General features: G+C 55.8%; 24 protein-coding genes and 1 tRNA gene. 13 read left to right on the plus strand and 12 right to left on the minus strand.

Annotated elements, in window-relative coordinates:
- The first annotated feature begins 20 nt into the window (after positions 1 to 20).
- Positions 21 to 770 carry a lipoate--protein ligase family protein gene (locus ACZ5AM_RS00565; RefSeq protein ID WP_464915832.1) on the plus strand — a complete coding sequence of 250 codons (750 nt, stop codon included), beginning with the start codon at positions 21 to 23 and terminating at the stop codon, positions 768 to 770.
- Here ACZ5AM_RS00565 and taw3 read toward each other — a convergent pair.
- Positions 767 to 1405 carry a tRNA(Phe) 7-((3-amino-3-carboxypropyl)-4-demethylwyosine(37)-N(4))-methyltransferase Taw3 gene (gene taw3, locus ACZ5AM_RS00570; RefSeq protein WP_464915068.1) on the minus strand — a complete coding sequence of 213 codons (639 nt, stop codon included), beginning with the start codon at positions 1403 to 1405 and terminating at the stop codon, positions 767 to 769. The genes ACZ5AM_RS00565 and taw3 overlap by 4 nt on opposite strands.
- A 142-nt stretch (positions 1406 to 1547) precedes the next feature.
- On the opposite strand from taw3, the gene ACZ5AM_RS00575 reads away from it, so the two are divergent.
- The 5 genes from ACZ5AM_RS00575 to ACZ5AM_RS00595 all read left to right on the plus strand — a co-directional run bounded on the left by ACZ5AM_RS00575 (position 1548) and on the right by ACZ5AM_RS00595 (position 5485).
- Positions 1548 to 1624, plus strand: a tRNA-His gene (locus tag ACZ5AM_RS00575).
- An 809-nt stretch (positions 1625 to 2433) separates the two neighbouring features.
- Positions 2434 to 3525 (plus strand): AAA family ATPase, encoded by a 1092-nt coding sequence (locus ACZ5AM_RS00580; protein WP_464915069.1) that lies wholly within the window; start codon positions 2434 to 2436, stop codon positions 3523 to 3525.
- A 336-nt stretch (positions 3526 to 3861) separates the two neighbouring features.
- Positions 3862 to 4425 (plus strand): hypothetical protein, encoded by a 564-nt coding sequence (locus ACZ5AM_RS00585; RefSeq protein WP_464915070.1) that lies wholly within the window; start codon positions 3862 to 3864, stop codon positions 4423 to 4425.
- A 33-nt stretch (positions 4426 to 4458) separates the two neighbouring features.
- Positions 4459 to 4986: a YkgJ family cysteine cluster protein gene (locus tag ACZ5AM_RS00590; RefSeq protein WP_464915071.1), complete on the plus strand. Its 528-nt coding sequence runs from the start codon at positions 4459 to 4461 to the stop codon at positions 4984 to 4986.
- Positions 4979 to 5485 (plus strand): PUA domain-containing protein, encoded by a 507-nt coding sequence (locus ACZ5AM_RS00595; RefSeq protein WP_464915072.1) that lies wholly within the window; start codon positions 4979 to 4981, stop codon positions 5483 to 5485. The genes ACZ5AM_RS00590 and ACZ5AM_RS00595 overlap by 8 nt, the downstream gene beginning before the upstream one ends.
- Before the next feature lie 118 nt (positions 5486 to 5603).
- On the opposite strand, the gene ACZ5AM_RS00600 is transcribed toward ACZ5AM_RS00595, so the two are convergent.
- The gene (locus ACZ5AM_RS00600; protein WP_464915833.1) at positions 5604 to 6194 is read right to left on the minus strand and encodes a hypothetical protein; all 591 of its coding nucleotides are present in this window, start codon (positions 6192 to 6194) and stop codon (positions 5604 to 5606) included.
- 198 nt (positions 6195 to 6392) lie between these two features.
- On the opposite strand from ACZ5AM_RS00600, the gene ACZ5AM_RS00605 reads away from it, so the two are divergent.
- The gene (locus ACZ5AM_RS00605; protein WP_464915073.1) at positions 6393 to 7136 is read left to right on the plus strand and encodes a KaiC domain-containing protein; all 744 of its coding nucleotides are present in this window, start codon (positions 6393 to 6395) and stop codon (positions 7134 to 7136) included.
- A gap of 22 nt (positions 7137 to 7158) precedes the next feature.
- Complete coding sequence (locus tag ACZ5AM_RS00610; RefSeq protein WP_464915074.1) at positions 7159 to 7662, plus strand: hypothetical protein; 504 nt, start codon at positions 7159 to 7161, stop codon at positions 7660 to 7662.
- A gap of 2 nt (positions 7663 to 7664) precedes the next feature.
- On the opposite strand, the gene speD is transcribed toward ACZ5AM_RS00610, so the two are convergent.
- Positions 7665 to 8093, minus strand: coding sequence for an adenosylmethionine decarboxylase (gene speD, locus ACZ5AM_RS00615; RefSeq protein ID WP_464915834.1), 429 nt, complete (start codon positions 8091 to 8093; stop codon positions 7665 to 7667).
- 346 nt (positions 8094 to 8439) lie between these two features.
- Between speD and ACZ5AM_RS00620 the strand changes: the two genes are divergently transcribed.
- From ACZ5AM_RS00620 to ACZ5AM_RS00630, 3 genes are read left to right on the plus strand one after another with little or no spacing between them, the layout of a single operon-like run.
- Positions 8440 to 9378, plus strand: a complete 939-nt coding sequence (locus ACZ5AM_RS00620; protein ID WP_464915075.1) for a protein translocase subunit SecF — start codon at positions 8440 to 8442, stop codon at positions 9376 to 9378.
- A complete protein-coding gene (locus ACZ5AM_RS00625; RefSeq protein WP_464915076.1) occupies positions 9378 to 10958 on the plus strand; it encodes a preprotein translocase subunit SecD family protein in 1581 nt (526 codons plus the stop codon). The genes ACZ5AM_RS00620 and ACZ5AM_RS00625 overlap by 1 nt, the downstream gene beginning before the upstream one ends.
- Positions 10959 to 10994: 36 nt before the next feature.
- Positions 10995 to 11693, plus strand: coding sequence for a potassium channel family protein (locus tag ACZ5AM_RS00630; protein ID WP_464915077.1), 699 nt, complete (start codon positions 10995 to 10997; stop codon positions 11691 to 11693).
- Here ACZ5AM_RS00630 and ACZ5AM_RS00635 read toward each other — a convergent pair.
- On the minus strand, positions 11672 to 12988 hold the full coding sequence (locus ACZ5AM_RS00635; protein ID WP_464915835.1) for an acetate--CoA ligase family protein: 1317 nt from the start codon (positions 12986 to 12988) through the stop codon (positions 11672 to 11674). The genes ACZ5AM_RS00630 and ACZ5AM_RS00635 overlap by 22 nt on opposite strands.
- Positions 12989 to 12993: 5 nt before the next feature.
- Complete coding sequence (locus ACZ5AM_RS00640) at positions 12994 to 13992, minus strand: hypothetical protein (RefSeq protein ID WP_464915078.1); 999 nt, start codon at positions 13990 to 13992, stop codon at positions 12994 to 12996.
- An 83-nt stretch (positions 13993 to 14075) separates the two neighbouring features.
- Here ACZ5AM_RS00640 and ACZ5AM_RS00645 point away from each other — a divergent pair, with 83 nt between their 5' ends.
- Positions 14076 to 14912 carry an NAD(+) kinase gene (locus ACZ5AM_RS00645; RefSeq protein WP_464915079.1) on the plus strand — a complete coding sequence of 279 codons (837 nt, stop codon included), beginning with the start codon at positions 14076 to 14078 and terminating at the stop codon, positions 14910 to 14912.
- Here the strand turns inward: ACZ5AM_RS00645 and ACZ5AM_RS00650 are convergent.
- The 7 genes from ACZ5AM_RS00650 to ACZ5AM_RS00680 all read right to left on the minus strand — a co-directional run bounded on the left by ACZ5AM_RS00650 (position 14896) and on the right by ACZ5AM_RS00680 (position 21324).
- A complete protein-coding gene (locus ACZ5AM_RS00650) occupies positions 14896 to 15915 on the minus strand; it encodes a lysylphosphatidylglycerol synthase transmembrane domain-containing protein (protein WP_464915080.1) in 1020 nt (339 codons plus the stop codon). The two genes, ACZ5AM_RS00645 and ACZ5AM_RS00650, sit on opposite strands and share 17 nt — an antisense overlap.
- Positions 15912 to 17069, minus strand: coding sequence for an NOL1/NOP2/sun family putative RNA methylase (locus tag ACZ5AM_RS00655; RefSeq protein WP_464915081.1), 1158 nt, complete (start codon positions 17067 to 17069; stop codon positions 15912 to 15914). Before ACZ5AM_RS00655 ends, ACZ5AM_RS00650 begins: the two co-directional genes overlap by 4 nt.
- A gap of 9 nt (positions 17070 to 17078) precedes the next feature.
- Entirely contained in the window at positions 17079 to 17603 is a 525-nt protein-coding gene (locus ACZ5AM_RS00660) for a DUF3201 domain-containing protein (protein ID WP_464915836.1), read from the minus strand.
- Positions 17604 to 17638: 35 nt separating this feature from the next.
- Entirely contained in the window at positions 17639 to 18565 is a 927-nt protein-coding gene (locus ACZ5AM_RS00665; protein WP_464915082.1) for an LEA/WHy family protein, read from the minus strand.
- A gap of 9 nt (positions 18566 to 18574) precedes the next feature.
- On the minus strand, positions 18575 to 19195 hold the full coding sequence (locus tag ACZ5AM_RS00670) for a DUF257 family protein (RefSeq protein WP_464915083.1): 621 nt from the start codon (positions 19193 to 19195) through the stop codon (positions 18575 to 18577).
- Entirely contained in the window at positions 19192 to 19788 is a 597-nt protein-coding gene (locus ACZ5AM_RS00675) for a DUF257 family protein (protein ID WP_464915837.1), read from the minus strand. The genes ACZ5AM_RS00670 and ACZ5AM_RS00675 overlap by 4 nt, the downstream gene beginning before the upstream one ends.
- Before the next feature lie 72 nt (positions 19789 to 19860).
- Positions 19861 to 21324: an NAD(P)/FAD-dependent oxidoreductase gene (locus ACZ5AM_RS00680; protein WP_464915084.1), complete on the minus strand. Its 1464-nt coding sequence runs from the start codon at positions 21322 to 21324 to the stop codon at positions 19861 to 19863.
- 157 nt (positions 21325 to 21481) lie between these two features.
- Here ACZ5AM_RS00680 and ACZ5AM_RS00685 point away from each other — a divergent pair, with 157 nt between their 5' ends.
- A complete protein-coding gene (locus ACZ5AM_RS00685) occupies positions 21482 to 22033 on the plus strand; it encodes a CBS domain-containing protein (RefSeq protein WP_464915838.1) in 552 nt (183 codons plus the stop codon).
- The last annotated feature ends 26 nt before the right edge of the window (positions 22034 to 22059 follow it).

A 22059-nucleotide genomic window follows, 5' to 3' on the forward strand; every position in this document is an offset into this window, starting at 1 on the left:
TAACCCTGGTGGTTCGAATGATGCGCTTCATCCCGCTCATAGTCGCTCGACCGGAGGTTCAGATGGCGATAGACGAGGCCATAATGCGCGCGAGGATCGAGGGCAAGGTTCCTGACACCGTTCGCTTATACGCCTTCAGTCCAAGCTCGGTAACCATAGGCCGCTTCCAGAGCGTCGTCCACGACGTAAACCTCGACGAGGCGAGGAAGCTCGGCATCCCCGTTGTCAGGAGGATAACCGGTGGAGGTTCAGTTTTCCACGACGAGTTCGGCGAGATAACTTATTCGGTTATAGCGGGTGAGAACCTACACCCGATGCTCAAGAACGTCGAGAGCAGCTACCGCTATTTAGCGGGCCCCCTGGTCGATGCGCTGAAGGAGCTGGGTCTTGATGCGGGATTTTCCGGCTTGAACGACATCACAGTGAACGGAAAGAAGATCAGCGGCTCAGCCCAGACGAGGAGGAAGGGCGTGATTTTACAGCACGGCACCTTCATGTACGCGACGAGAGTTGAGGTTCTCGGAAAAGTCCTTCGCGTTTCCAGGCTCAAGCTCCAGGACAAGGGTGTTTCCTCGATATGGGAGCGCGTTACAACGCTGGAGCGCGAGGGAATAAAGCTCAACCGCTGGGAGACCTACGAGCTTCTCAAAAAGGGCTTCTTCAACGCGTTCCCGATGGAGGAGGGCGAACTTACGGACTACGAGCTTGAGCTGGCGGAGAAGCTGGTAGAAGAAAAGTACGGGAACCCGGGGTGGAACGAGATGCGTTAGGGGAGCCTCCAGCCCTTCCCTATTTCAAACTTCTCCACAAGCTCGTAGAACAGCTCATCCTCGCCAAGCTCTTCTTTCAGCTTCCTGAAGCTCTCCTCGAGCCGGGCAAGCCTGCCCTTCGAGCGCCTCAGCATGGAGTTGCCGAGTTCTATGGCAAAGCTGAGGTAATCGTCGCTCACTAGGACTTTTCCGTCCTTCCCGAGGGGGGCGGTGAGGTACTCCGTGGCGTTTATCTCGATGAGGTAGCGATTGGAGATGACCTTGAAGGTCGTGTACTTGAAGCCACTCGCGAGACCAAGCTCGTGGAGCTTCTTGGCCTTTTCCATGTCCTCCGCCACGACGTGGAAAATCGGAGGCTGGCTCTTGAGGAAGATGAGGCCCTCCCTCGCGTCCTTAAGCGCGTTCTTGGCCTCCTCGAATTCGATGGGCCTGTGGACCTTTATCAGCCACCGGGAGAGCGGCTTGGCCCCCAGGGCCGGCTCCTCGATGATTCCAATCCTGCCGGAGCAGGAGGAGGTCGTGTAAATGCCTTTAATGGAGTTGATGAGGAGGAGCAGCTCTATTATGTCCTCGTCCACCTTCCCCTCTCTCATCGCCGTGAAGAGACTTGTAAGGGCCTCGCGCTTGGCTTTCATCTCGAAACCTCCCGATCACTTTCAGTTGTCCCGAAAGCGCCTTCAGGGGCGGGTTGGGGTAAGTAAAAGGCATATCCTCTCTCTTTCAGCCCGTTGTGTCGAAAACTTTATAAAGCTAACCCAAAAGGTTTAGCTGGACATGGCCGGGGTGGTGTAGCCTGGTCAGCACAGGGGACTGTGGATCCCCTAGCCCGGGTTCAAATCCCGGCCCCGGCCCCATAATTCTAACAAACTTCGCCTGCGCGAAGTTTGATCAAGGTTTGTGGTTCTTTTTGACAGCGCCAAATCGCGAGAGGATTCTCTTTTACAGGCTGTTTTGGGTTTGGAATTCCCTATGTTACTGTATCCCTTGAAGGAGTTCTCGTTGTTTGAGGCCCTTCGGGCCTCGGTTAAAATTGAACTCTACTTAAAACGAGAATTAGCAAAGGGTGAAATTCAAATTCACTCCGGCGTTTTCTATGGAATCCCCCTCAATCTGGCAACTTAAGAGGAACCACAAACTTTGATGAAACTTTTCGTCAGAAAAGTTTCCTGTACTCTCAACTCTCGGTGCGGGGCTTTGCCCCACGGAAAAAAACTTTGCCTGCGCAAAGTTTCATCAAGGTTCGTACGTGCTTTTTGCAGTCTTGCTCTCAGTGGCTTTCGCTCTCAAACCCGTTTTTGACGGGGTTCACTTTCAATAGCGCCCGAAGGGCGCGGAAGGGATGAACCCCCAAATATCGGCCGTGAATCCAAGAAAGCTCTCTCAACTAATTCCCAGCATGAGGCACGTACAAACCCCGTCATGACAAATTTTAACGCCAGAAAATTTTGGCCAAGCTGTATACAAGCAGAATTTGGATGAAATATAGGAGGATGGTTTCACGGTATATTCTCACACAGGCTAGGAGAAAACGCAGGAGAAGAAGGTGAAATTTTCATGGATCTTGTAATCTTGATCCTGCTTGTTCTTGAAATACCTGTTAACCTCGACGGCTTTGGCTTTGAGTGGAAAGCCTTAAAAGTGATGGGGCATCACTAGTGATGGGGTGTTCACTTTGTTCAGTACCCGCCCGATAAGAGATGAGAAAAACCTTCATGGGGAAGCCCACAGGAGAGCGGTTAGGAAACTTAAGAATGCCGTTGATGAGGGTGACTTCGTGGCGATTCTGGGCTCGAGGAGAGTGGGCAAAACCAGTGTCATCAACGTCTTTCTCAACAAGCACCGCTCGAGATACAATTACCTTTATTACGACCTGGCCTTTGGGATGGGGCGTGAGGCAATAAGTTACACCGAACTCGTCCCGATTTCGGCGAACATACCCGAAGAGCTTGAATACTCCGCCACGCTGAGCCTCGGGATTGTGAAGATGGACGTTAAACCAAGGGGAATTGCCGAGTTTCAGAATGCGTTCCTGAACCTCCTTAGGCACCTGAACAGGTCGGGAAAGAAGACGGTGGTGGTGTTTGACGAGGCCCAGGTCCTTCCAAGGTTTACACCTTTGAACATGCTCGGCATGCTCCAAACGATTTCAGACGGCTTAGAGAACGTTACAGTAATCTTGTCGGGCTCGATGCCGGGATTGTTGGAGAGAATCATAAACCCTTCAGGGGACAAGCCGTTCTTCGCGAGATACGTTGAGAAAATTCACATCACCAGATGGACAGTTGAGGAAAGCGTTGAATACCTGAGAAAGGGCCTTCCCGATGCCCATGAAGAGGAGCTTTATGAGGCAGCCCGTGAGCTCTCAAACGTCCCGGGGTTTTTGGCGTATTATGGCAAATTGAGAACTAAGGGAAATTCTCATGGGGAAGCACTGAGGACGGCTCTTCATTATGCTGTCAGGCTCTGGAAGAAAGATCTGGGCAATTTTATCCGAATATACAGGTCTCCCGCGTATATAATCGCCTTGAAAAGGGTTGCCAAAGGACCCTCGTATGGTGTAACAACCGAAGAGATTATCACCGAGATAACCTCAGTCTTGGGAATCTCCGAAAGAAGGGCAAAGGAGGTCCTCAAGAACCTCGTTGATGGGGGCTTTCTGATAAAACCGAAACGGGGGGTTTATCAGATTCCGGAGCGTCCCTTGCGACAGGCGATTCTCGAAACGAGATTGGAAGGAATTGAGAAATCCATCTAAGATACTCACACGGGCTTTGCCCCGAATTTGGATCTTTTTGAAAGACTCCACCGTAAACGCTCCTGCGGGAGTAATGGAGTGCGTTTATGTCGCCCCTGATTGAGTGACCCATGAGAAGATTCTTAACCGTTGCATTATCGTTCCCCTGCCCCCACTCCTTTCAAGGAGAGTGCCAGTACCCCAAAAGCCACTCTGAAGTAAAGCCCGCCAACGATGATGACATGTTCACTATTCCAGCGCCCGTTTAAGCCCCGTGTCGAACTCCTTTAAGAGCTAAAGGTTTAATGTCCAGTAAACCTTTTAAATCTACGCCCCTTACTTAACCCAGGTGGTCAAATGGCGTTAAAGGGCCTGTCCTATGAGCAGAAAACGTCCCTTTTGATAGTACTCGCCTTTTCGGTCGTCTTTCTAAGCATTCTGGCGGCCATGATATACCCGATCCTCCATCACGGGACAAACATATTCGAGGTCAGCTCCCCCAAAGGGCAGCCCCTCCTCGCGGTGAACGAGACCATCGGAAACGTCAATTACACCTACGCGGTTATCCTAAGCCCCTACTACAACAACCTGATAATCCGCTCAAGCGAGGAGAAGGCTGGAAACGTCACGATAACCCTCGAGACGCCCGGATGGTGCATGGACATGTGGGTCTGGGGCGGCATGGGGAGAGGATGGGTTCTAAAGGCTAACTGCTCAAAGTCGGTCTCCGTAAACTACTACTCCTTCGACGTGAGGGCGGCCCGCGAGAGCGGCGAGCTCTACTGGTACCTGGGCAGCGGCACAATGATAGTCTTCCACAAAAACGAAAAACCGGGGGAGTACGAAAGAGTCTCGTTCAAGGTCAGGTACATGGGAAAGGAGGACGAGGGCTCTTTCCTGGTTTCCCTCGGTTCCAAGTGACACACTTTTTAAACCCTCCCCCCACTTTAAACCATGCGCTTCAGGCCGAGACCATTCACGGAACCCGTGGAGTTCAGGTGCCTCCACTGCCTCGACTGCTGCAGGGGGAGGCACGTCTATCTAACCTTAAAGGATATAGAGAGAATCGCCAGAAAGGGTTACGACCCCCAGGACTTTGTTACGTTCTCCGTCGAGGACGGGAAAATCCGCTTTGTCATGGCTGTGAGGGAGTGGGACCTCGGCTGCGTCTTCCACGACCCGGAGACTGGGAAATGCACTATCCACGACGCCAACCCGATAATCTGCAGGATCTACCCCTTCATGGTCTCGAGGAAGCCGCTCGGCGTCGAGGGGGAGAAGCCGTTCCACCACAAAGGCGAAAAGCTCTGGCTCTACTACGATGAAAGCTGCCCCGGGATAAACGCCGAGGAGCCCGAGACAACGATAAGCCCAGAGGAGATAGCCAAACTCGGCCTCGAGTTCGAGAGGGAGTTTGAGAAGACGGATATGGACGGCTTTGCAGAGCTAATAGAGCGGCTCGAGGGAGAGGGGGATGGCTGAGGTTCTCCGATACCGCCGCTCCTCGGCTTGGGAGTACGATTTAATCCTCCGCGAGGCCGAGAAGTACGGCGAGCTCAGGCACCATTTTTTTGCCGTCGTTGAGGGCCGCTTTAGGGACGTCTACGCGGTGAACGAGAGGGTCTGGATGGGGATAGAAAGCCTAGGGATGAAGCCCTACGCCTACGGCACCTTCGTCGGCACGATAAATGTGGATAAGAACCTTGTGGAGAAGTTCTACCCCAACGTCGAGTTCTTCTACTTCGTTGATGTTGAGAAGAACTACGCGGTCTTAACCCCCAGGGCCGGCTTTCTCTTCACCACCGGCAAAGACGTCCCGAAGAGCGGCGTGAGGAAGTACAACTGGCAGGGCACGAAGAAGCTGGTAATCTACGACGAGAACGGGGTAATCCTCGGCATAGGAAGGATAAACCCGGACAGTAAGAAAAAGTTCATCCTGAACGTCACCGACATCGGTGAGTTTCTGAGGAGGAAGAAGTAGTAACAACCTACCTTAACCAGTTAAGGTAGGTTGTGAAGTTAAATTTAACCAGTTGCCGCCTGCCACTACTTCAAAGGCAATCGAAAGAAGGAAAAGGAAGCTTTTGCCTTGGTACCCCTCACTTCCCGGCGAGTCCCCAGAGTATCCAGGCTATTGGTTCAAGGGTGAACCAGAGAACGAGGGCGAGGAGAATTGCGAAGATTTGCATAGCGATTCCAGAACCGACGTAAGCCTGGGGGGTCATCACAACAACGACGTTTCCACTTCCTCCACTGTGGGGGTCAATGGCCTTCCTTGAAACCCTTGCATAGACCCTTGCCACAATTCCGAAGATTGAAGAGGCCTGACCAGTGTAAATGTAGACATCTTTTTTGGTCAATATTAGCAAAACTACAAACGCCATGAACAAAAGGAATCCTATCATTGATTCGGAGTTTATCCATAAGGTCAACAGTGTGAGAATATATGCTATTAAAGTCGCCCAGGCGAACTTCGTTGTTTTATCCTTGATCGGAACGTTGTAGTAGTGGGCAAGCGACGTCAGGCCTATCATCAGTGCCAAAACGCTTCCAATCCCGAGAAAAACCATGGCCAATGTGAATCCTATTCCCGCTTCGCTTGGTTCCATAACGGCACCGAGGCCCGCTATGGAAAGTATTATTCCAACGTTCCCGAGGCCACCTAGTATGCCGGCAAGTTTTCTATCCACGACCAGCAAGTTCTCACCTCCTTACATTCGCACCTTCTTATAAATGTTGTGGGTAACGCACCGAAGTACATTAGAGTGCATTTTGTCCATGGGCGAATAAACTCGGCTAGAAACTTTTCTCACCAAACGTAACCTTTTTAAGAACCTCCGCGTTAGAACCTAATGGTAACCAAAGGTTACTAAAGGGGGGTGACGCTCATGCGCAGGATTAAAACCGGAATCCCGGGGATGGACAAGATACTCAACGGGGGGATTCCGGAGAGGAACGTTGTGCTACTCAGCGGTGGCCCTGGAACCGGGAAGAGCATATTCTCCCAGCAGTTCCTCTGGAGCGGCCTCCAGATGGGCGAGCCGGGAATATACGTCGCCCTCGAGGAGCACCCCGTTCAGGTCAGGCAGAACATGGCCGGGTTCGGCTGGGACGTCAGGAAGTACGAGGAGGAGGGCCTCTTTGCCATGGTCGATGCCTTCACAGCTGGAATCGGAAAGAGCAAGGAGTACGAGAAGTACATAGTCCACGACCTCACAGACATCAGGGAGTTCATAGACGTGCTCAGGACGGCGGTGAAGGACATCGGGGCGAAGAGATTGGTAGTTGACTCGGTTACGACCCTCTACATCAACAAACCAGCTATGGCGAGGAGCATCGTCATGCAGCTCAAGAGGGTTTTAGCCGGCCTCGGCGTCACGAGCATCTTCGTCAGTCAGATAAGCGTCGGTGAGAGGGGCTTCGGCGGTCCCGGAGTCGAGCACGGCGTCGACGGAATAATCCGCCTCGACCTCGACGAGATTGACGGCGAGCTTAAGCGCTCACTCATAGTCTGGAAGATGCGCGGGACGAGCCACAGCATGAGGAGGCACCCCTTCGAGATAACCGACAAGGGAATAGTCGTCCACCACGACAAGGTTCTGAAGAGAGGTGGAATCGTCGAAACCGAGTGAAAAACTGGAAGGGGGTGAGAGGATGGAGGTTCCGCTGAACCCGATCGGGAGGGAGGAGATACACAGGCTCGAGAGCATACTGCTCTTCGCGACGCTCTTCAGGCCCGAGGTCATAGAGCTGATAAAGGACCCGGCAGAGAGGCTCACCTGGGTCGACAGCTTAGCAGTTGCCGCCGGTGCCATAGCCAGGGAGAAGGCCGGCATGACCACCGGCGAGATAGCCGAGGAGCTCGGCAGAACCGAGGCAACAATCAGGAAGCACCTCAAGGGCGAGACGAAGGCCGGACAGCTAGTCAGGGAGACCTATGAGCAGATCAAGCAGGGCAAGCTCGACGAGCTCGTCAGGAACATCGAGATTTTAGCAGGCGGCGGGAAGCTCGTCCCCGAGGAGGAGTGCAGGAAGCTCGAGGAGAGGATCAAGGAGCTCGAGAGCGAAAACCGCGAGCTGAAGACCAAGGTCGAGAACGTCAGGAAGATCCTCAACGACACGCTGGAGAGGGTAAAGGAGATAGAAAAGCTGCTTTGAATTCACTGCCCGTTTCCGTTCTTTCTAAGGGCCTCTTCCCAGGTCATTATCATGTGGGTGTAGGTGTCGTCGTCCTCCTCGATTCCGCGCTTTATCTCGCTGACGTGGGCGTACTTGGCCTTGAACTGCTCGAGGATGTAGTCGACGGCCTTCTCCGGGTCGGCCTTGGTGCCACAGGTGTAGACGTCGAGGGCTGCGTAGCCCCTCTCCGGCCAGGTGTGAACTGAGATGTGGCTCTCCGCTACGATGACCATGCCGCTGACGCCGGTCGGCGAGAACTTGAAGAAGTAGCTGGCTTTAACCTCCATGTTGCCTACCTTAGCGGCCTCGAGGAAGATCTCCCTTATCTTGTCAGCGTTACCGAGGATCTGGGGATCGCAACCTGCCGCCTCAACAACGTAGTGGAACCCTATCGTCTCTATCTCGCCCATGGCTCTCACCCGACGATGGCTAGGCTCTTCCCTTTTTAAAGTTAATCCCAAATCAAAGAGCTCTGAGCGGGCTTTTTAGGTTTTAACCGGATTAGGCTGGACCTGTAAACTATTAAGCTGTTATCTTTCAGCCGTTTTTGGAATTTCGCGGAAGTTTCTGAATACGAGTGGATATTGCCATCATCACGGCCCCGATTTTGGTTTTGCCTTTTCTCTCCTCCCCAAACTGGATTTCTGGAAACTCTCAACGGGGCCCACCACTAATTTTAAAACCCACCAGCTTCATTATCGATAGTGGTTCAGTGGATGTTCACCGATCCGTATAAAATGACAGTGGGGTGTGGTTATGGCATCTAAGAACAAGGGAAAGGGCCCATCGAGGCCAGGGGATAAAGTGCTGGAAGAGAAAAGAAAAAGACTTTCCTTTCTCGTCAGGATGGAACCTAAGAGGATGATACTCTACCCGCTGGTGGTCTTCATCCTCGCGGCACTCCTGCTCGCGGTTCACCCGCCCGAGAAGGGTATAGACCTCAAGGGAGGAGTGGTCGTAACCGTGTACCACGTCTCTGCGTCTCCGAACGAGCTGGCCAGCTACATCAAGGAGACGACGGGGATACCCGTCAGGGCCGAAAAGTTCAGCGACCCGGTAACGGGGCTCTCGGGCATAAGGCTCTACGCCCCGGCGGGTACTAATCCGGACTCAATCTCCAACGCAATCGAGCTCAAATACAAGGACGCCGACATAACACCGAGGGTTGTGGATCCGACCTTCGGTAAAATCGCCCAGAAGCAGGGGGTGAAGGCGGTTATCTACGCCTTCATAGGGATGGCCATCGTGGTCTTCCTGTTCTTCAGGGACCCCATACCCTCCGGAACCATAATCTTCTCCGCGTTCTCGGACATGGTCATAGCCCTGGCAACCATGGGGATCCTCGGGATAGAGCTGACGACCGCCACGATAGCGGCGCTGCTGATGCTCATAGGTTACACAGTCGACAGCAACATACTCCTCACCACGAGACTGCTCAGGAGAAAGGAGGACACGGTTGAGGACGCCTACCTCTCGGCGGTCTCAACGGGCTTTACGATGAGCACGACAACGCTCGGTGCCCTCTTCATACTCTGGCTCGTCTCGACCTCCCAGGTCATCGACAACATAACCATAGTCCTCATCTTCGGCCTGCTGGCGGACTTCATGAACACGTGGGTCTTCAACGCCGGCGTGCTGAGGTGGTACATAGCAAGCCCGTTCAAGTTCTCGATCAAGCTCAGGAGGGGTAGCTGATGGCCCGGAAGAGAAGAGGTATCAAGGCCCTCCTTCTCAACTGGAGGGTGCTCCTGCTCACGCTCTTCCTGATCGGTTCGATAGCGGCTATAGCCGCCAACGGCCTCACCTACGGTATAGACATAGGCGGTGGTGTGGCCCTCATAGCCAAGCCTGAAAAGCCTGTGAGCGGCGACACCGTTAACGGCATCATAACCTCCCTCCAGAACAGGCTCAACACCTTCGGAGTCAAAGACATAACCATCGAATCCCAGCGCGATCCCGAAACCGGGGAGAGCCTCATAGTAGTCAAGGTCGCCAACGTCACCCTCGACGAGGCCAAGCAGATAAAGAGGCTCATAGAGAGCCAGGGTGTCCTCTACATGGAGTTCAACGGAGTGGTCTTCGCGACCGGGGCCGATGTTACGGTCCACTCAAGCGACTATGGCCTCAACCTCAGGGAGTGCCCGACCTGCTGGTACGTTGGCTTCACCCTCTCAGGAAAGGCCCAGGAGAACTTCAAGAAGGTGGCAAGCGGCAAAGTAGGCTGGCCGGTTGACATATTTCTCGATCCTCCGACAAACGCCCTCCTCGTGGTCTCTGAAAGGGTGTACTCTGAGATGAAATCGAGCGACTTCATGGGCGAGGCAGGCCAAGGCCCGCTCCCCCTCCCGGAGAGGATTGAGAAGGCCTTCAACGACACTGTAATCGTCTACACAAACCAGAGTGCCAGCGAGATAGTCTCCAACGCGACGAAGCTAGGAAAGAAGACCATAATCCTAGCGGACGTCCCCAAAAACCTCTACGACGGGGTCAAGGACGTAGTCCTGAAGAACGGCTTAAAGATTCGCGTCTCCTACTTCACGCCCCAGCCGGACGAGGGCATGAAGGGCTTCGTCATGAGGATCCTCAACCTCTACGGCCCGTACACCCTCCAGTTCGACCCGGCCGAGGGCACCGTCGACAGGCTGCAGCTCAGCGGAAGCGCCGCTACCAAGGAAGAGGCCCTCCAGGAGGCCAGGAGGATATACAGCGTCCTGAGGAGCGGTTCCCTGGCCGTCAAGCTCCACGTCATAAGCGAGGAGTACATCTCGCCCACCCTGGGAGAGGGCTTCAAGAAGCAGGCCGGAATAGCCGGGATAGGGGCCCTGATAGCGGTCCTGCTCATAGTCTACTTCCACTACAGGCGCTGGAAGATAGCCATACCCGTGGCCAGCACTAGCCTCTTCGAGGTCACGATAATCCTCGGCATAGCGGCCCTCATCCGCTGGAACCTCGACCTCCCGAGTATAGCGGGCATCATAGCGGCCATAGGTACAGGTGTAGATCAGCAGATAGTCATCACCGACGAGCTCCTCGGCGGGTCCCCAACGGGCAAGGTGGCAAAGAGGATGGGGCTCATCAAGAGGATGGCCAGGGCCTTCTTCGTCATCCTGGCGTCGGCAACGACCACCATAGTCGCGATGAGCTTCCTCCTCATGTACTTCGTCGGAACGCTCAAGGGATTCGCCTTCACGACCATACTGGGCGTCCTCATCGGCGTGCTTGTAACGAGGCCGGCTTACGCCGAGATCGCCAAATACCTGCTCTCGCTCGAGTGAGCTTTCTTTTTCCTCAATTTTCCCGGTGGTGGTAGGATGTTCGTGATAATAATGGGTGCCGGTAGGGTCGGCTATCTGGTGGCCAAGATGCTCGAGGAGGAGGGCCACGACGTTACCGTTATAGAGCAGAACGGAGAGAGGGCCAGGGAACTGTCGCTCGAGATAAACGGCCTCGTCATAGAAGGGGACGCCACAGATCCAAAAACCCTCGAGGAGGCCAACATAAAGCAGGCCCACGCCTTCGCGGCCCTAACCGGGAAGGACGACGCCAACATACTCGCGTGCATTCTGGCGAAGAACCTCAACCCGAACGTGTACACAGCCCTGAGGATAAGCAACCCCAAGAACAAGAGGATCTTCGAGAGGGTGACGGATCTAAAGAGGTACTTCAACTTCATAATCTCCCCCGAGGAGATAGCGGCCGAGTACATATCGAGGAACCTATCAACTCCCGGCTTCGACAGGGTGCTCTTCCCCAAGGAGGGGGCCGAGATAGTCCGCTTCGAGATAACGCCGGACAGCTGGGTGGCCGGGAGGACGGTCAGGGAACTCAACCTCCCGAAGGACGCGCTTATAGTTGCCGTCTACGACAGGAGGGGGAACCTGATAATCCCGTCCGGCGACACCAAGCTTCCCGAGGAGGGCTCACTGATAGTCTTCGCCAAAACCGGCGTTCTGGACGACGTGAAGGACATATTTGAAAAGAGAAACGATCACCGCTTTGAGAGCCAGTGAAGGGCCCTGGCGGCCCTCTCGGGCGTGGGGAAGTTCTTCACCCCACCCTTTTCAAGGACCTCAACCCCATCCCTCACGAGCTCCCCCGCCATGAAGTTGACTATAACCGGCTTGTCGCAGTCGGCATCGAGCACCGCCCTAGCTATCTCCCCGCTCGGGATGAAGATCGGCGGCACGCAGATGACGAGGAGAGAGTCAACGTTCTCGTCCCTGCAGACAGTCTCGATGGTTCTCTTATAGCGCTCGTAGTCGGCGTCGGCTATGAGGTCGATGGGGTTCTTAACGGAGCACTGCTCTGGAAGGAAGGAGCGAAGTTCCTCAACGGTTTCCTCGCCCAGCTTAGCTATCTCGAGGCCAAGCTTCTCAAGCTTGTCGGTAGCCAAAACTCCGGGCCCGCCGGAGTTGGTTATCACCGCTACGCGCTTTCCGGCTTTGGAGTACATCTCGAAGGCCTTAGCCGCGTCGAAGAGCTCCTCCATCTCCTCGACCTCTATCGCCCCTGCCTGCTTGAAGGCAGCCCGATAAATCTCGTATGAACCAGCGAGCGAACCGGTGTGGCTTGCTGCGGCTTTAGCTCCGCTCGCGCTCTTCCCTGCCTTGAGCACTATGACGGGCTTTTTCTCGCTCGCGTAGCGGAGCGCCTTAAGGAAGCGCCTGCCATCCCTGACGCCCTCGATGTAGAGGGCTATGGTCTTCGTGTTCTCGTCGTCGGCGAAGTATTCTAAAAAGTCGCTCTCGTTCAGGTCAGCGGCGTTTCCATAGGAAACGAAGGCCGAAAATCCTATCCCCTCGTCGTTGCCCATCGTCAAGGCAGCACCGCCGAAAGCCCCGCTCTGGCTGATCAAAGCGAGCCCACCAGGTCTAACCCGGACCTCGAATGAGCCGAAGAACTTCCCGTGAACCCCGAAGATACCTGCACAGTTGGGACCTATCAGGCGGACGCCGTGTTTTTTCGCCTTTTCAACAAGCTCGCGCTCAAGCCCATCGTTCCCGACCTCTGAAAAACCAGCGCTAATAACGACCGCGCCCTTGATGAACGGCCCTATTTCGTCGATTAAAGCGGGGACTATTCTGGCGGGAACCGCTATTATCGCGACGTCAACGGGTTCGTCAAGCTTTTGCCTGATCTCAAAGACCTTCCCGGCGACTTCAACGGTTCCGCCCTTGGGGTTCACGGGGATTATCTTTCCCTCAAAACCGCCCTCGACGATGTTCCTGAGGATCTCCCTCGCTATAGCGCCATCCTTGAAGGAGCCAAAGACCGCGACGCTCTCCGGATAGAAAAACTGGGACAGATCCTTCATTTCCTCCACCTCCAGACCAGCACTACACCGAGGAGAGAGACCATAGCAGTTGACACCAGGGCCATGCCCGCGGGCGAGGTCTTCCTGACTGTGAACTCAACGGTTCTCCCGTCTCCAGAAACTTCACCGCCGGATATCACCTGAAACCCTGCCGGGAGCTCCAGTCTAGCCTTCCACTCCCGCCAGAGGAGGTTCTCGCTGTAGTCCACGTCCGGGACGAAGTAGCCCCTGACCTCGACCGAGCTTCCGGAGCGAGAGTAGGTAACGTTCTCAGCCCCTGGAAGTTCAGGAAGGCCGGAGCTGCAGTTGAAGGTGGCGTTGAAGAAAACCCTGCCCTCTCCGGGCGAGTAAAGGAGGGCTATACCGAGGGGCCTGCACTCCCCAGCGGTCCCGTTTGAGTTCCTTTCGTGACCCAGGGTGAAGGCGAACATGGGTAGGAAAGTAGCGTTGTCCCATATGAGGACGTTGGAGGAGCTGTCGTCGGGATCAGGGAAGGCGTAGACCAGCGAAGCGTTCTTCGGCAGGATCAGGATCACCCTCCTGAGGAGGAAGGAGTAGACCTTTCCGCCCGCGAGAAAGTCCAGCGGGCCCGAGTAGGGACATTCAAGGCCGTGCTTGCCCCGGATCACGAAGGGCCTCACGTAGAAGCTCACTCTAGCGCTCCAGTTGCCCGTCCTCTCAACAGGCCCCCCCTCCGGGAGGTAGACGGTGAGGTTGTCGTAGCGGCGGACCATGTCGTTCAGGAGGTTCCTGTAGACCAGCTCGGCCACGAACCTCTCAAAATCCCCCTCCCTAAGCTGCTCACGGTAGACGGGATTGATGAGCTCGACGGAGACGTCCACCCTGGCCGTCCCGTCCTCCATAACCTGGATCATCATCACGGCGTTGAAAACGTCCTGGGGAGGATTTTCCGCGCTGACGGAAGCTGACCCGAGAAGGAGTGAAACGATCAGGACAACAAGGGGAAGCACCTTACCCCGCATTTTCCGCCCCATCTGCTCTCCCCGTCCCCCAACAAAAACTTTGCGGTCGAAAGCCTTAAAGGGAATGAGGGCCATTCTAAAGCTTAGGTGGGGCTATGAAGTTCGGGATCGTCGCCAGGAGGGACAAAGAAGCCGCGCTCAAGCTGGCCTACAGGGTGTACGATTTTCTGAAGGTCAGCGGCTACGACGTGGTCGTCGACAGCGATACCTTCTCCCACCTCCGCGAGTTCGACGAAGGGGACGTAGTTCAGCTGCAAGACTTCGACGTGGACTTCATAATCGCCATAGGCGGCGACGGGACGATACTGAGGATCGAGCACAAGACTAGGAGGGACTTCCCGATACTCGGCGTCAACATGGGCACGCTGGGTTTTCTGACCGAGGTGGAGCCCCACGAGACCTTCTTCGCACTGAGCCGCCTTCTCGAGGGGGACTACTGGATAGACGAGAGGATGAAGCTTAGAACCTACCTCGACGGCGAGAACTCAGTCCCAGATGCCCTCAACGAGGACGCCATCCTGACCGGGATCCCAGGAAAGATAATCCACCTGAAGTACTACGTCGACGGGGGGCTGGCGGACGAGATACGCTCCGACGGTCTCATAATAGCCACCCCGACGGGGTCAACGGGCTACGCCCTCTCCGCCGGCGGGCCCTTCGTAGACCCGAGGCTTGAGCTTTTCGTTCTGGCCCCTCTCAACCCCATCGCGCTGAGCTCCAGGCCCATGGTGGTACCGTCTTCGAGCGAGGTCGAGGTCATCGCCCTCCCACCCGAGAGGGAGATGATCCTGACCGTGGACGGCCAGTTCTACACGAGGGTCAGCCCCGACACGGAGATAAGGATAAGGAAGTCCCCGAGAAAGGCCAAGTTCGTCCGCTTCTCAAACGACGTGTACCCGAAGTACACCATCAGGCTCAAGAGGAGGTTTTAGGCACCTTGGGCTTCAGCCCGAGGTACGTCATGAGGAAAGCCCCTATGGTCAGTGGGAGCCAGAACGAGATTATCCTGTCCAAGAGGCTCGACGTAACGGCCATCTCCCTCGTCACGCCGAGAACTACGTAGGCGCCGGAGGTCGTGGCCTCTATCAGACCTGCCCCGCCGGGGATGACGCTCAGCAGGCCGACGGCCGTGGCTATCATCTGGACGGCCATGACGTCCATGAAGTGGATGCTGTAGCCTAGGCTCAGGAACACCAGGTAGTTCCTGAGGATTACGAAGAACCACGTAACGAAGGAGTAGAAAGTCGAGACTGCAAAGGCCCTCCTGTCCCTCATGACGCCCTTGAGGGCCCCGGTGAAGTGGGGGATGTTGACGTCGACGGCCCTGTTGAACTTCTCCTCGTACTTCTTGACCCTCGACGGAACAAGCTTGAGGAGGAGGTTGAAAAACCAGTAGAGGGTTCTCCGCATCCTGCGCTCGCTGGTGACTATCAGGGTGGCCAGCCCGGTTAACCCTGCCAGAACCAGCGTGAGGATCAGCACGACGAGGAAGAGGCTCGTCACGCCCTTCCTGTAGACGTAGGCGGCCGAGACGAGGAGCATGGTCATCACAGGCAGGAGGTCGAGGACCCTGTCCGCTGTGACTGTGGCGAACACCTGACCGTAGGTCGAGCTGGATCGCTTCACCAGGTAGTACACCCTCGCGGCCTCGCCGCCCCCCCTCGCGCCCGGGGTTATGTTGTTGAAGAGCACACCTATGAAGAGCGCCGCCAGCGTGTCCCTGAACCTGACCTCAAGGCCCAGGCTCCTCATCAGGACGTGCCAGCGGAGCGCCCACGTTAAAAACCCCATGAAATACGCCAGAAAAGCCAGAGAGAGCACTAGGAGGTTGCTCTTACTGAGCACTTCGAGGACTCCCTCGGCACCCGCCCACCACACGAGGAGGGCTATTATCAGGATCGCGGCGAGGAAAGGAAGGACCTTCCTCGGGTTCATCCGCCCACCTTCCTCAGCTTGGCTATGAAGAAGCCCTGCGTGAGGTGCCTGTTCGGGTAGAACCTCTGCACGTTCTCCATCCCGATGCCGTGGGAGCCTATGAAGACGCCCTGCTCCTCGAGCTTTAAGCCTTTCTCGAGCATGTACTTAACGTTGGCCTCGTTCTCCTCATAGCTTAGCGTGCAGGTGGAGTAGACCAAAACGCCGCCCTTCCTGAGGGACTTTATCGCCGCCCAGATGAAGGCCCTCTGGTAGCGCGCGGTCGCCTCTATGTCCTTCGGCGTCCTGCTCTCCCAGAGCTTCGGCCTTATGCCGAGGGCGGTGCAGGGTGCATCCAGGAGTATCTTATCCGCCTCGATTCCGAGTTCAGGCAGCTTCCTCGAGTCCATCCTGATGAGCTTAACGTTCTTCACGCCGAGCCTTTTCAGTTCTTCCTCCATCTTCCTCAGCCTGTTCCTCGACTTGTCCATCGCAATTATCTCGCCCCTGTTCCCCATCAGCTGGGCAATATGAGAGGTTTTCCCACCGGGAGCGGCAGCCATGTCGATTATCAGCTCCTCCTCGCTCGGCTCGAGAACCCTCGCGGTTACCATCGAGGGCAAACTTTGAGCGTAGAAGAGGCCCTCCTTAAAGCTCTCAAGCTCGCTCAAACTCGGCAGCCTGAACTTCGGCAGCGTCACTTCTACGGCCAGGCCCCTCGTAGATACAACCATCTCCTTGGCGCTCATTCTTGCTACCCCAATCCCGACTAGCAGGCCCCTCGGATCTCTAATCTCCACCTCGTCTCCCGGCTTTATCTTCTTATCCGCCTGGAGAACCCCGGGAGCGTAGAGCATCGCCCCCTGGTAGACGCTTTCACTTGCAAACTTGTTGGCCCTCACCACGGGGAGGCCGGGCTCGTAGTCGTCGGGAAAGTTCGGGCCTTCCCTCTCGAAGTATATCCCCTCCTTGAGGTAGGGGCTCCTCTTCGGCTTCAGGCCCTCCTTCCTGAGGATGCTCATCAGCTTCGAGCGGCTGGTCTTGAGCGTGTTCACGCGGATGTAGTACTTCTCCACCGGCGTCCTGAGGGAGGCCATTATCTCCTCGGCCTCATCCCCGAAGAGCTTCCTGTAGTACTTCCTCAGCTCTGATGGGAAGGCCTCCTCGTAGCCCATAGCAACCCCTCAGAGGTCGAAGATTTCAAAGCGCTTTCCGAGGTCTATGAGCCTCTTGATCCCCTGCTTGAGGGCCTTTACGCCCCCGAAGTTGGCCTCGAATTGGAAAACTTTCTCGTCGCTCTCGGCTATCTTCTTGAGAACCTCCGTCGGGGAGATTCTCCCATCGCGCCTCCAGTTGTAGACGTCGCTCAGGAAGTCCTCGCTGCCGTAGATAAAGCTCCTGGGAAAGACCTCGAGGAAGAGGCCGACGAAGTTCTCGCTTATCCTTTCTTTTGGAACGGCGACGACGAAGTAGTAGCTCTCCGGTGTGGCCCCAACCTCTATCTGGGGTTTTATCTCGAAGGCAGGGTGGGGGTACTTCATGAGCCTCCACTCGCCGTCCAGGAAGACGTAGGCCCCGAAGACCTCCTCCACATCCTCCACCTTGAAGCCCTCCGGCGGATCGGCCTTGAGTTCCCCGTTGAGCGTGAATATGCTCTCCCACATCTCGTTGAGAAAGTCGTGGATCTCGCGAACATTTGGCTTCCCCATGTATCTCACCAGGGGAGAAAAAGGGGAACCGGTTTTTAAGGGTTGTTGATTCCCCGCAACTTCCCGTTTATCTCCGACATCAAGTCCGTCTCAACGGTCTTCCTCACCGTCGTTAGCTTAACGTCCCTGACCGCACTCACCCCGAGGGCCTCGATCTTGAGCCTCAGGTAGAGATCCGCATCGACGGTGCTTTTCTCCCCGTTCCTCACGTGGGAGGCCCACACGGCTGGGAGCATCGAGGAGTTCAGGTAGGTCACCAAAGTCACGGAAGAGCGGGCCTTCGGCGGTATGATCACGGTCTCCTCGCTGGAGCCTAGAGCCAGCTCGAAGCCGTTGACCCTGACCCTGTAGGAGGTCTTCAGGACGGGCAGGGGGAAGGGGTTCGGGTTGTAGAGGACCAGCCGGGTCCTGAAAACCATGCTGTCTCCCTCGGTGCCCAAATAAGAGACGTTCGTGTCCAGTAGGGCAGGGGTCTTAACCAGGGGAAGACCACCCAGCGACTGGCTTTCGGCTGAGAGGCGGATCTTCTCCAGAACCCTCTCCCGAACTCCAACGGAGACGTTGAACTCCGCGGACAGGAGGCCGAGGAACTTGGGCACCACCAAAACCCTAAGTTCTCCCTCTTCTCCATTCTCCAGGTACCTGGCAAAGGCTTTCACCAGCTCCCTGTTGTCCAGAGCTAGCACCACTGACATCGAGCTGGAGAACGGGGAGTAGTGAAAGCTCTCGACCCTCCCAACCGGCAGGCCCATGAAAGAGACCCTCGCGTTCTCAACGCTGGCCGGAACCAGGGGAGGCCCCCTCAGGGAGGCGTTTATGAAGATCGTCGTCCTGTTCTCATCAACCGGGCCCCAGCTGGCGCGGATCTTCGGCGGGGACGAGGAGAGGGTGTAGGCGATGTACGAAACCCAGAGGATGAGGATCAGAAGGACGGCTAAAAGGAGCCTGCCCAGGAACCCCACGCTCCCACCTCAGGGCAAAAGGATGGAGTCCTCTTCCTCGACCACAGGGGACTTGACGACGCTGATCTTCCCGGAGTCGTCTATCCTTATCACCCGGGTCGAGAGCTCCTCGAGGAGGAATACGTACCTTGGGTACGCCATGTCGGAGTTCACAAAGTAGAACGCCCTCCTGATCGGGTTTCCGAGGAAGGTAACAGCCAAGCCCGTCAGGGACAGTATAAAGCGCGGGTCGTTGTTCTGCATCGGTATGACGCGCTCAGGGTTCATTATTACCGTGACGAGGGGCCTACCTCCAGAGGAGCTTGAGTACAACTCCCTGAGGTAGCGTGAGAAGCGGGTCATGAAGATCCCCGGATCCTTATGGGGATCAATTTCAAGTATCACGTTCCCAAAGTCCGAGACCCCGCCGACCTTTATGCGCTTGACGTCGGCCGGTATCTCCCTGCCAGAGAGCATAGCCCATCTAACGACCGGAATTATGGAGTCTATCACGTCGACCACCAGAACGGACTCCCAGCCGTAGGTTTCCCCGATGGCGTGGAGCATGAAATGGTACGGCGAGAGCGAGGTGTGCTCCAGCAGAACTATCTCCCCGGGCTTTATAAGCCGCAGGTACTCCGAGAACCTCATGGGACATCACCCGGAGACTTCATGAGCTCGATACCTCCCCTCTTGACGAGGAGAACGTAGTCCGACTCCTGCTCGAGTTCTTTGATCAGGTACCTCGACGCGACCCCCGTGTTGAGGAAGAGAAGGCTCACCTTGTTGAAAACGGGTAGGTACCTCCTCGTAATGGTCTCGAAGTACCTCTCCAGCTTGGGCGGGTCGTCGAGGAAAGTGAATGGGAACTTCTCCAAGCCGAGGACGATCGTGTAAGACCTGCTCTCCTCGGGGATCGACTTAGCCACCCTGGAGTACACCGCGAGGTGATACTCAAAGTCGTCCAGCACGTCCACCCTGCCCAGGACGTTTCCAACGTTCACAGCCCCCTTCTCCTTGATCACCGGAACGCCCTCGAGGTCAACCTCGATGCCGCTGAAGCGGAGGTTCTGGACGAACACGTGAAGCGTGTCCCAGATGTCCACCACGAGGGGTTTTACCCCCATCGCGGCGTATCCCTTGATGATGTCGGCGAACACGCGCTCGGGATGACCGCTAGGTGGGTACTCTATGAGGACAGTGGCACTTTTAGCACTGAGGAGCTCCCCAAGGATATCGACCATGAACACCCCCTGGAGTTTTTATCTGCGCTCCTGCCTATATAGTTTGCGGAGTCAAAGGAAAAAACCGGGGCATCACTGTAGTCCTTCAACCCTGCTCTTCCAGTTTCCGGGCTTCCTGAAGTCCCTCTCCGTGTAGAGACCTTCCTTCTTCAGTATCCCCCTTGCCGCGAGAAGGCCGGTCGCGGCGGCGTTGACTATGTCCCTGCTCAAACCGGCGCCGTCTCCTGCCGCGAAGATCCCCTCGATGCTCGTTTCAAGGTTCTCATCGACCTCCGCCCTCATCGCGTAGTACTTTATCTCCGGGGCGTAGAGCAGGGTGTGGTCGCTCGCGACTCCCGGGAGAACGCGATCGAGCTTCTCCAAACCTTCGATGATGTTGGTCACGACACGATGAGGAAGGGCCATCGCTATGTCCCCCGGCGTGACGTGCTTAAGGGTCGGCTCGACGTCGCTCCTCCTTATCCTCGTCCACGTGCTCCTCCTCCCCCTCCTGAGGTCGCCCAAACGCTGGATCAGTGGCCTTCCGCCGCCTATGGTCGTTGCCAGCTGGGCTATGCTCTTGCCGTAGGCCGTCGTGTCTTCCACCGGTTCGGTCAGCTCTATCCTGCTCAGGAAGGCGAAGTTCGTGTTGTTGCTCTTCTTCTCGTGCATCGAGTGACCGTTAACGCCAACGTAGCCGTCATACCGCTCCTCGACGACGAAGCCGTTCGGGTTTGTGCAGAAGGTTCTCACAAAGTCGTCGTAGGTGTCGGTGTAGATGTGGAACTTGGGGTCGTGGTTTATGCTCGTTATCGGCTCCATCACTATCGCCGGAACCTCGACGCGGACGCCGACGTCAATAGGCCCGTGCCTCGCCTTCAGTCCTATTTTTTGGGCCACGTCGTGGAACCAGTCGGCCCCTCCCCTGCCCGGTGCAACGATGATGTAGCGAGCTTTGATCTCGAAGACGTCCTTTCCGCGCTTGACTTTAACCCATCCCCGGCCGAATTCGAGCGCCTTGGTCCAAAGGAGGAACTTCACGCCTTTGCTTTCGAGATGTTTCTTGATGTCGCCTATTACCTCGGGCGTCCTGTCGGAGCCTATGTGCCTCTGGATTATCGGGATGAACTTCACGCCGGCCTGAGCGGCCCTCTGCTCCCAGTACTTCACCTGCTCCTGCTTTCCCTTGAAGAGGTTCCTCGGCGCTTTGTGCCTCAGAAAAATCTGGTCAACCTCCCAGACGAGCTGCCAGGAGTAGTTCTCGTCGTTCGTCAGCTCGGTCAGGTTCCCCCCGATATCCGGACGGAGGTTTATCGTGCCGTCGCTTAAGCCGCCGGCACCGCCGACACCGCTCATTATGTGGCAGGGCTGGCAACCAATGCAGTAGCCGAGCTCGTACATCGGACAGGTTCTTTGATCGACGTCTCCACCCTCGTCTATAACGAGAACCCTAAAATCGCTCCTTTCGGCGAGCTCGTAGGCCGCAAAAAGCCCTGCGGGGCCTGCTCCAATAATAACGACGTCGTAGACCTTTCCGCTTCCGTTCCCAGAAACCATATTTCCCTTGCCAACTTTTATGGCCAGCCCCTTAAAAAGCTTTTGGCATGTTGATGAACAATTGGCCGAGTTCGACATCAAAACTTGACGTGAATTTGTCAACGAATTCCCGAAAACCTTAAACAGGTTTGCACAGTAGTGCCTAACAGTGAGGAGCATGGGTGAGCTTTCGGGAAAGGCCAGCGAAGCAAAGAACAAGAAGATCCACATAATCCACAGCAAGAGGAGGCTCATCCAGCTCAAGAGGAAGGAGGAGCTGAGCCATAACATCCGCTACATCTCCAAGGTGCCGGTAAAGCTGGTGATGGACAGGGAGTTCCTAGTTCTCCACCCCTCTGACCCGCTGTCGTACCTTATCCAGCGCCTCAGGGGCGAGGAGAGCTCGGCCGTTGTCGTTGATGAAGAGGGCAAGCTTTTGGGGTTCATAACGATGAAGGACCTTCTCCACTACTTCGAGCCCCCGAGGAGGTACTCCGTTGTGGGCATCAACCTACTGAAGAAGTACTCCCTCAACAGGGCATCGAAGGTTGAGGATTTAATGATCAGAAACCCCGTAACCGTAAGCGTGGATTCCGACCTAGGAAGGGCTATAAAGCTAATGCTCGAGACTGGGAAGCATCATCTTCCAGCTATAGATGACAAGAGGAGGGTTCATGGAGTCCTAGAGGTCAAGGACATAATTCGCCTGATCCGCATAGTATCTTCCTGACGATTAAATCAACCCAGGGGATGGTA

It is taken from the genome of Thermococcus fumicolans, assembly GCF_055386755.1.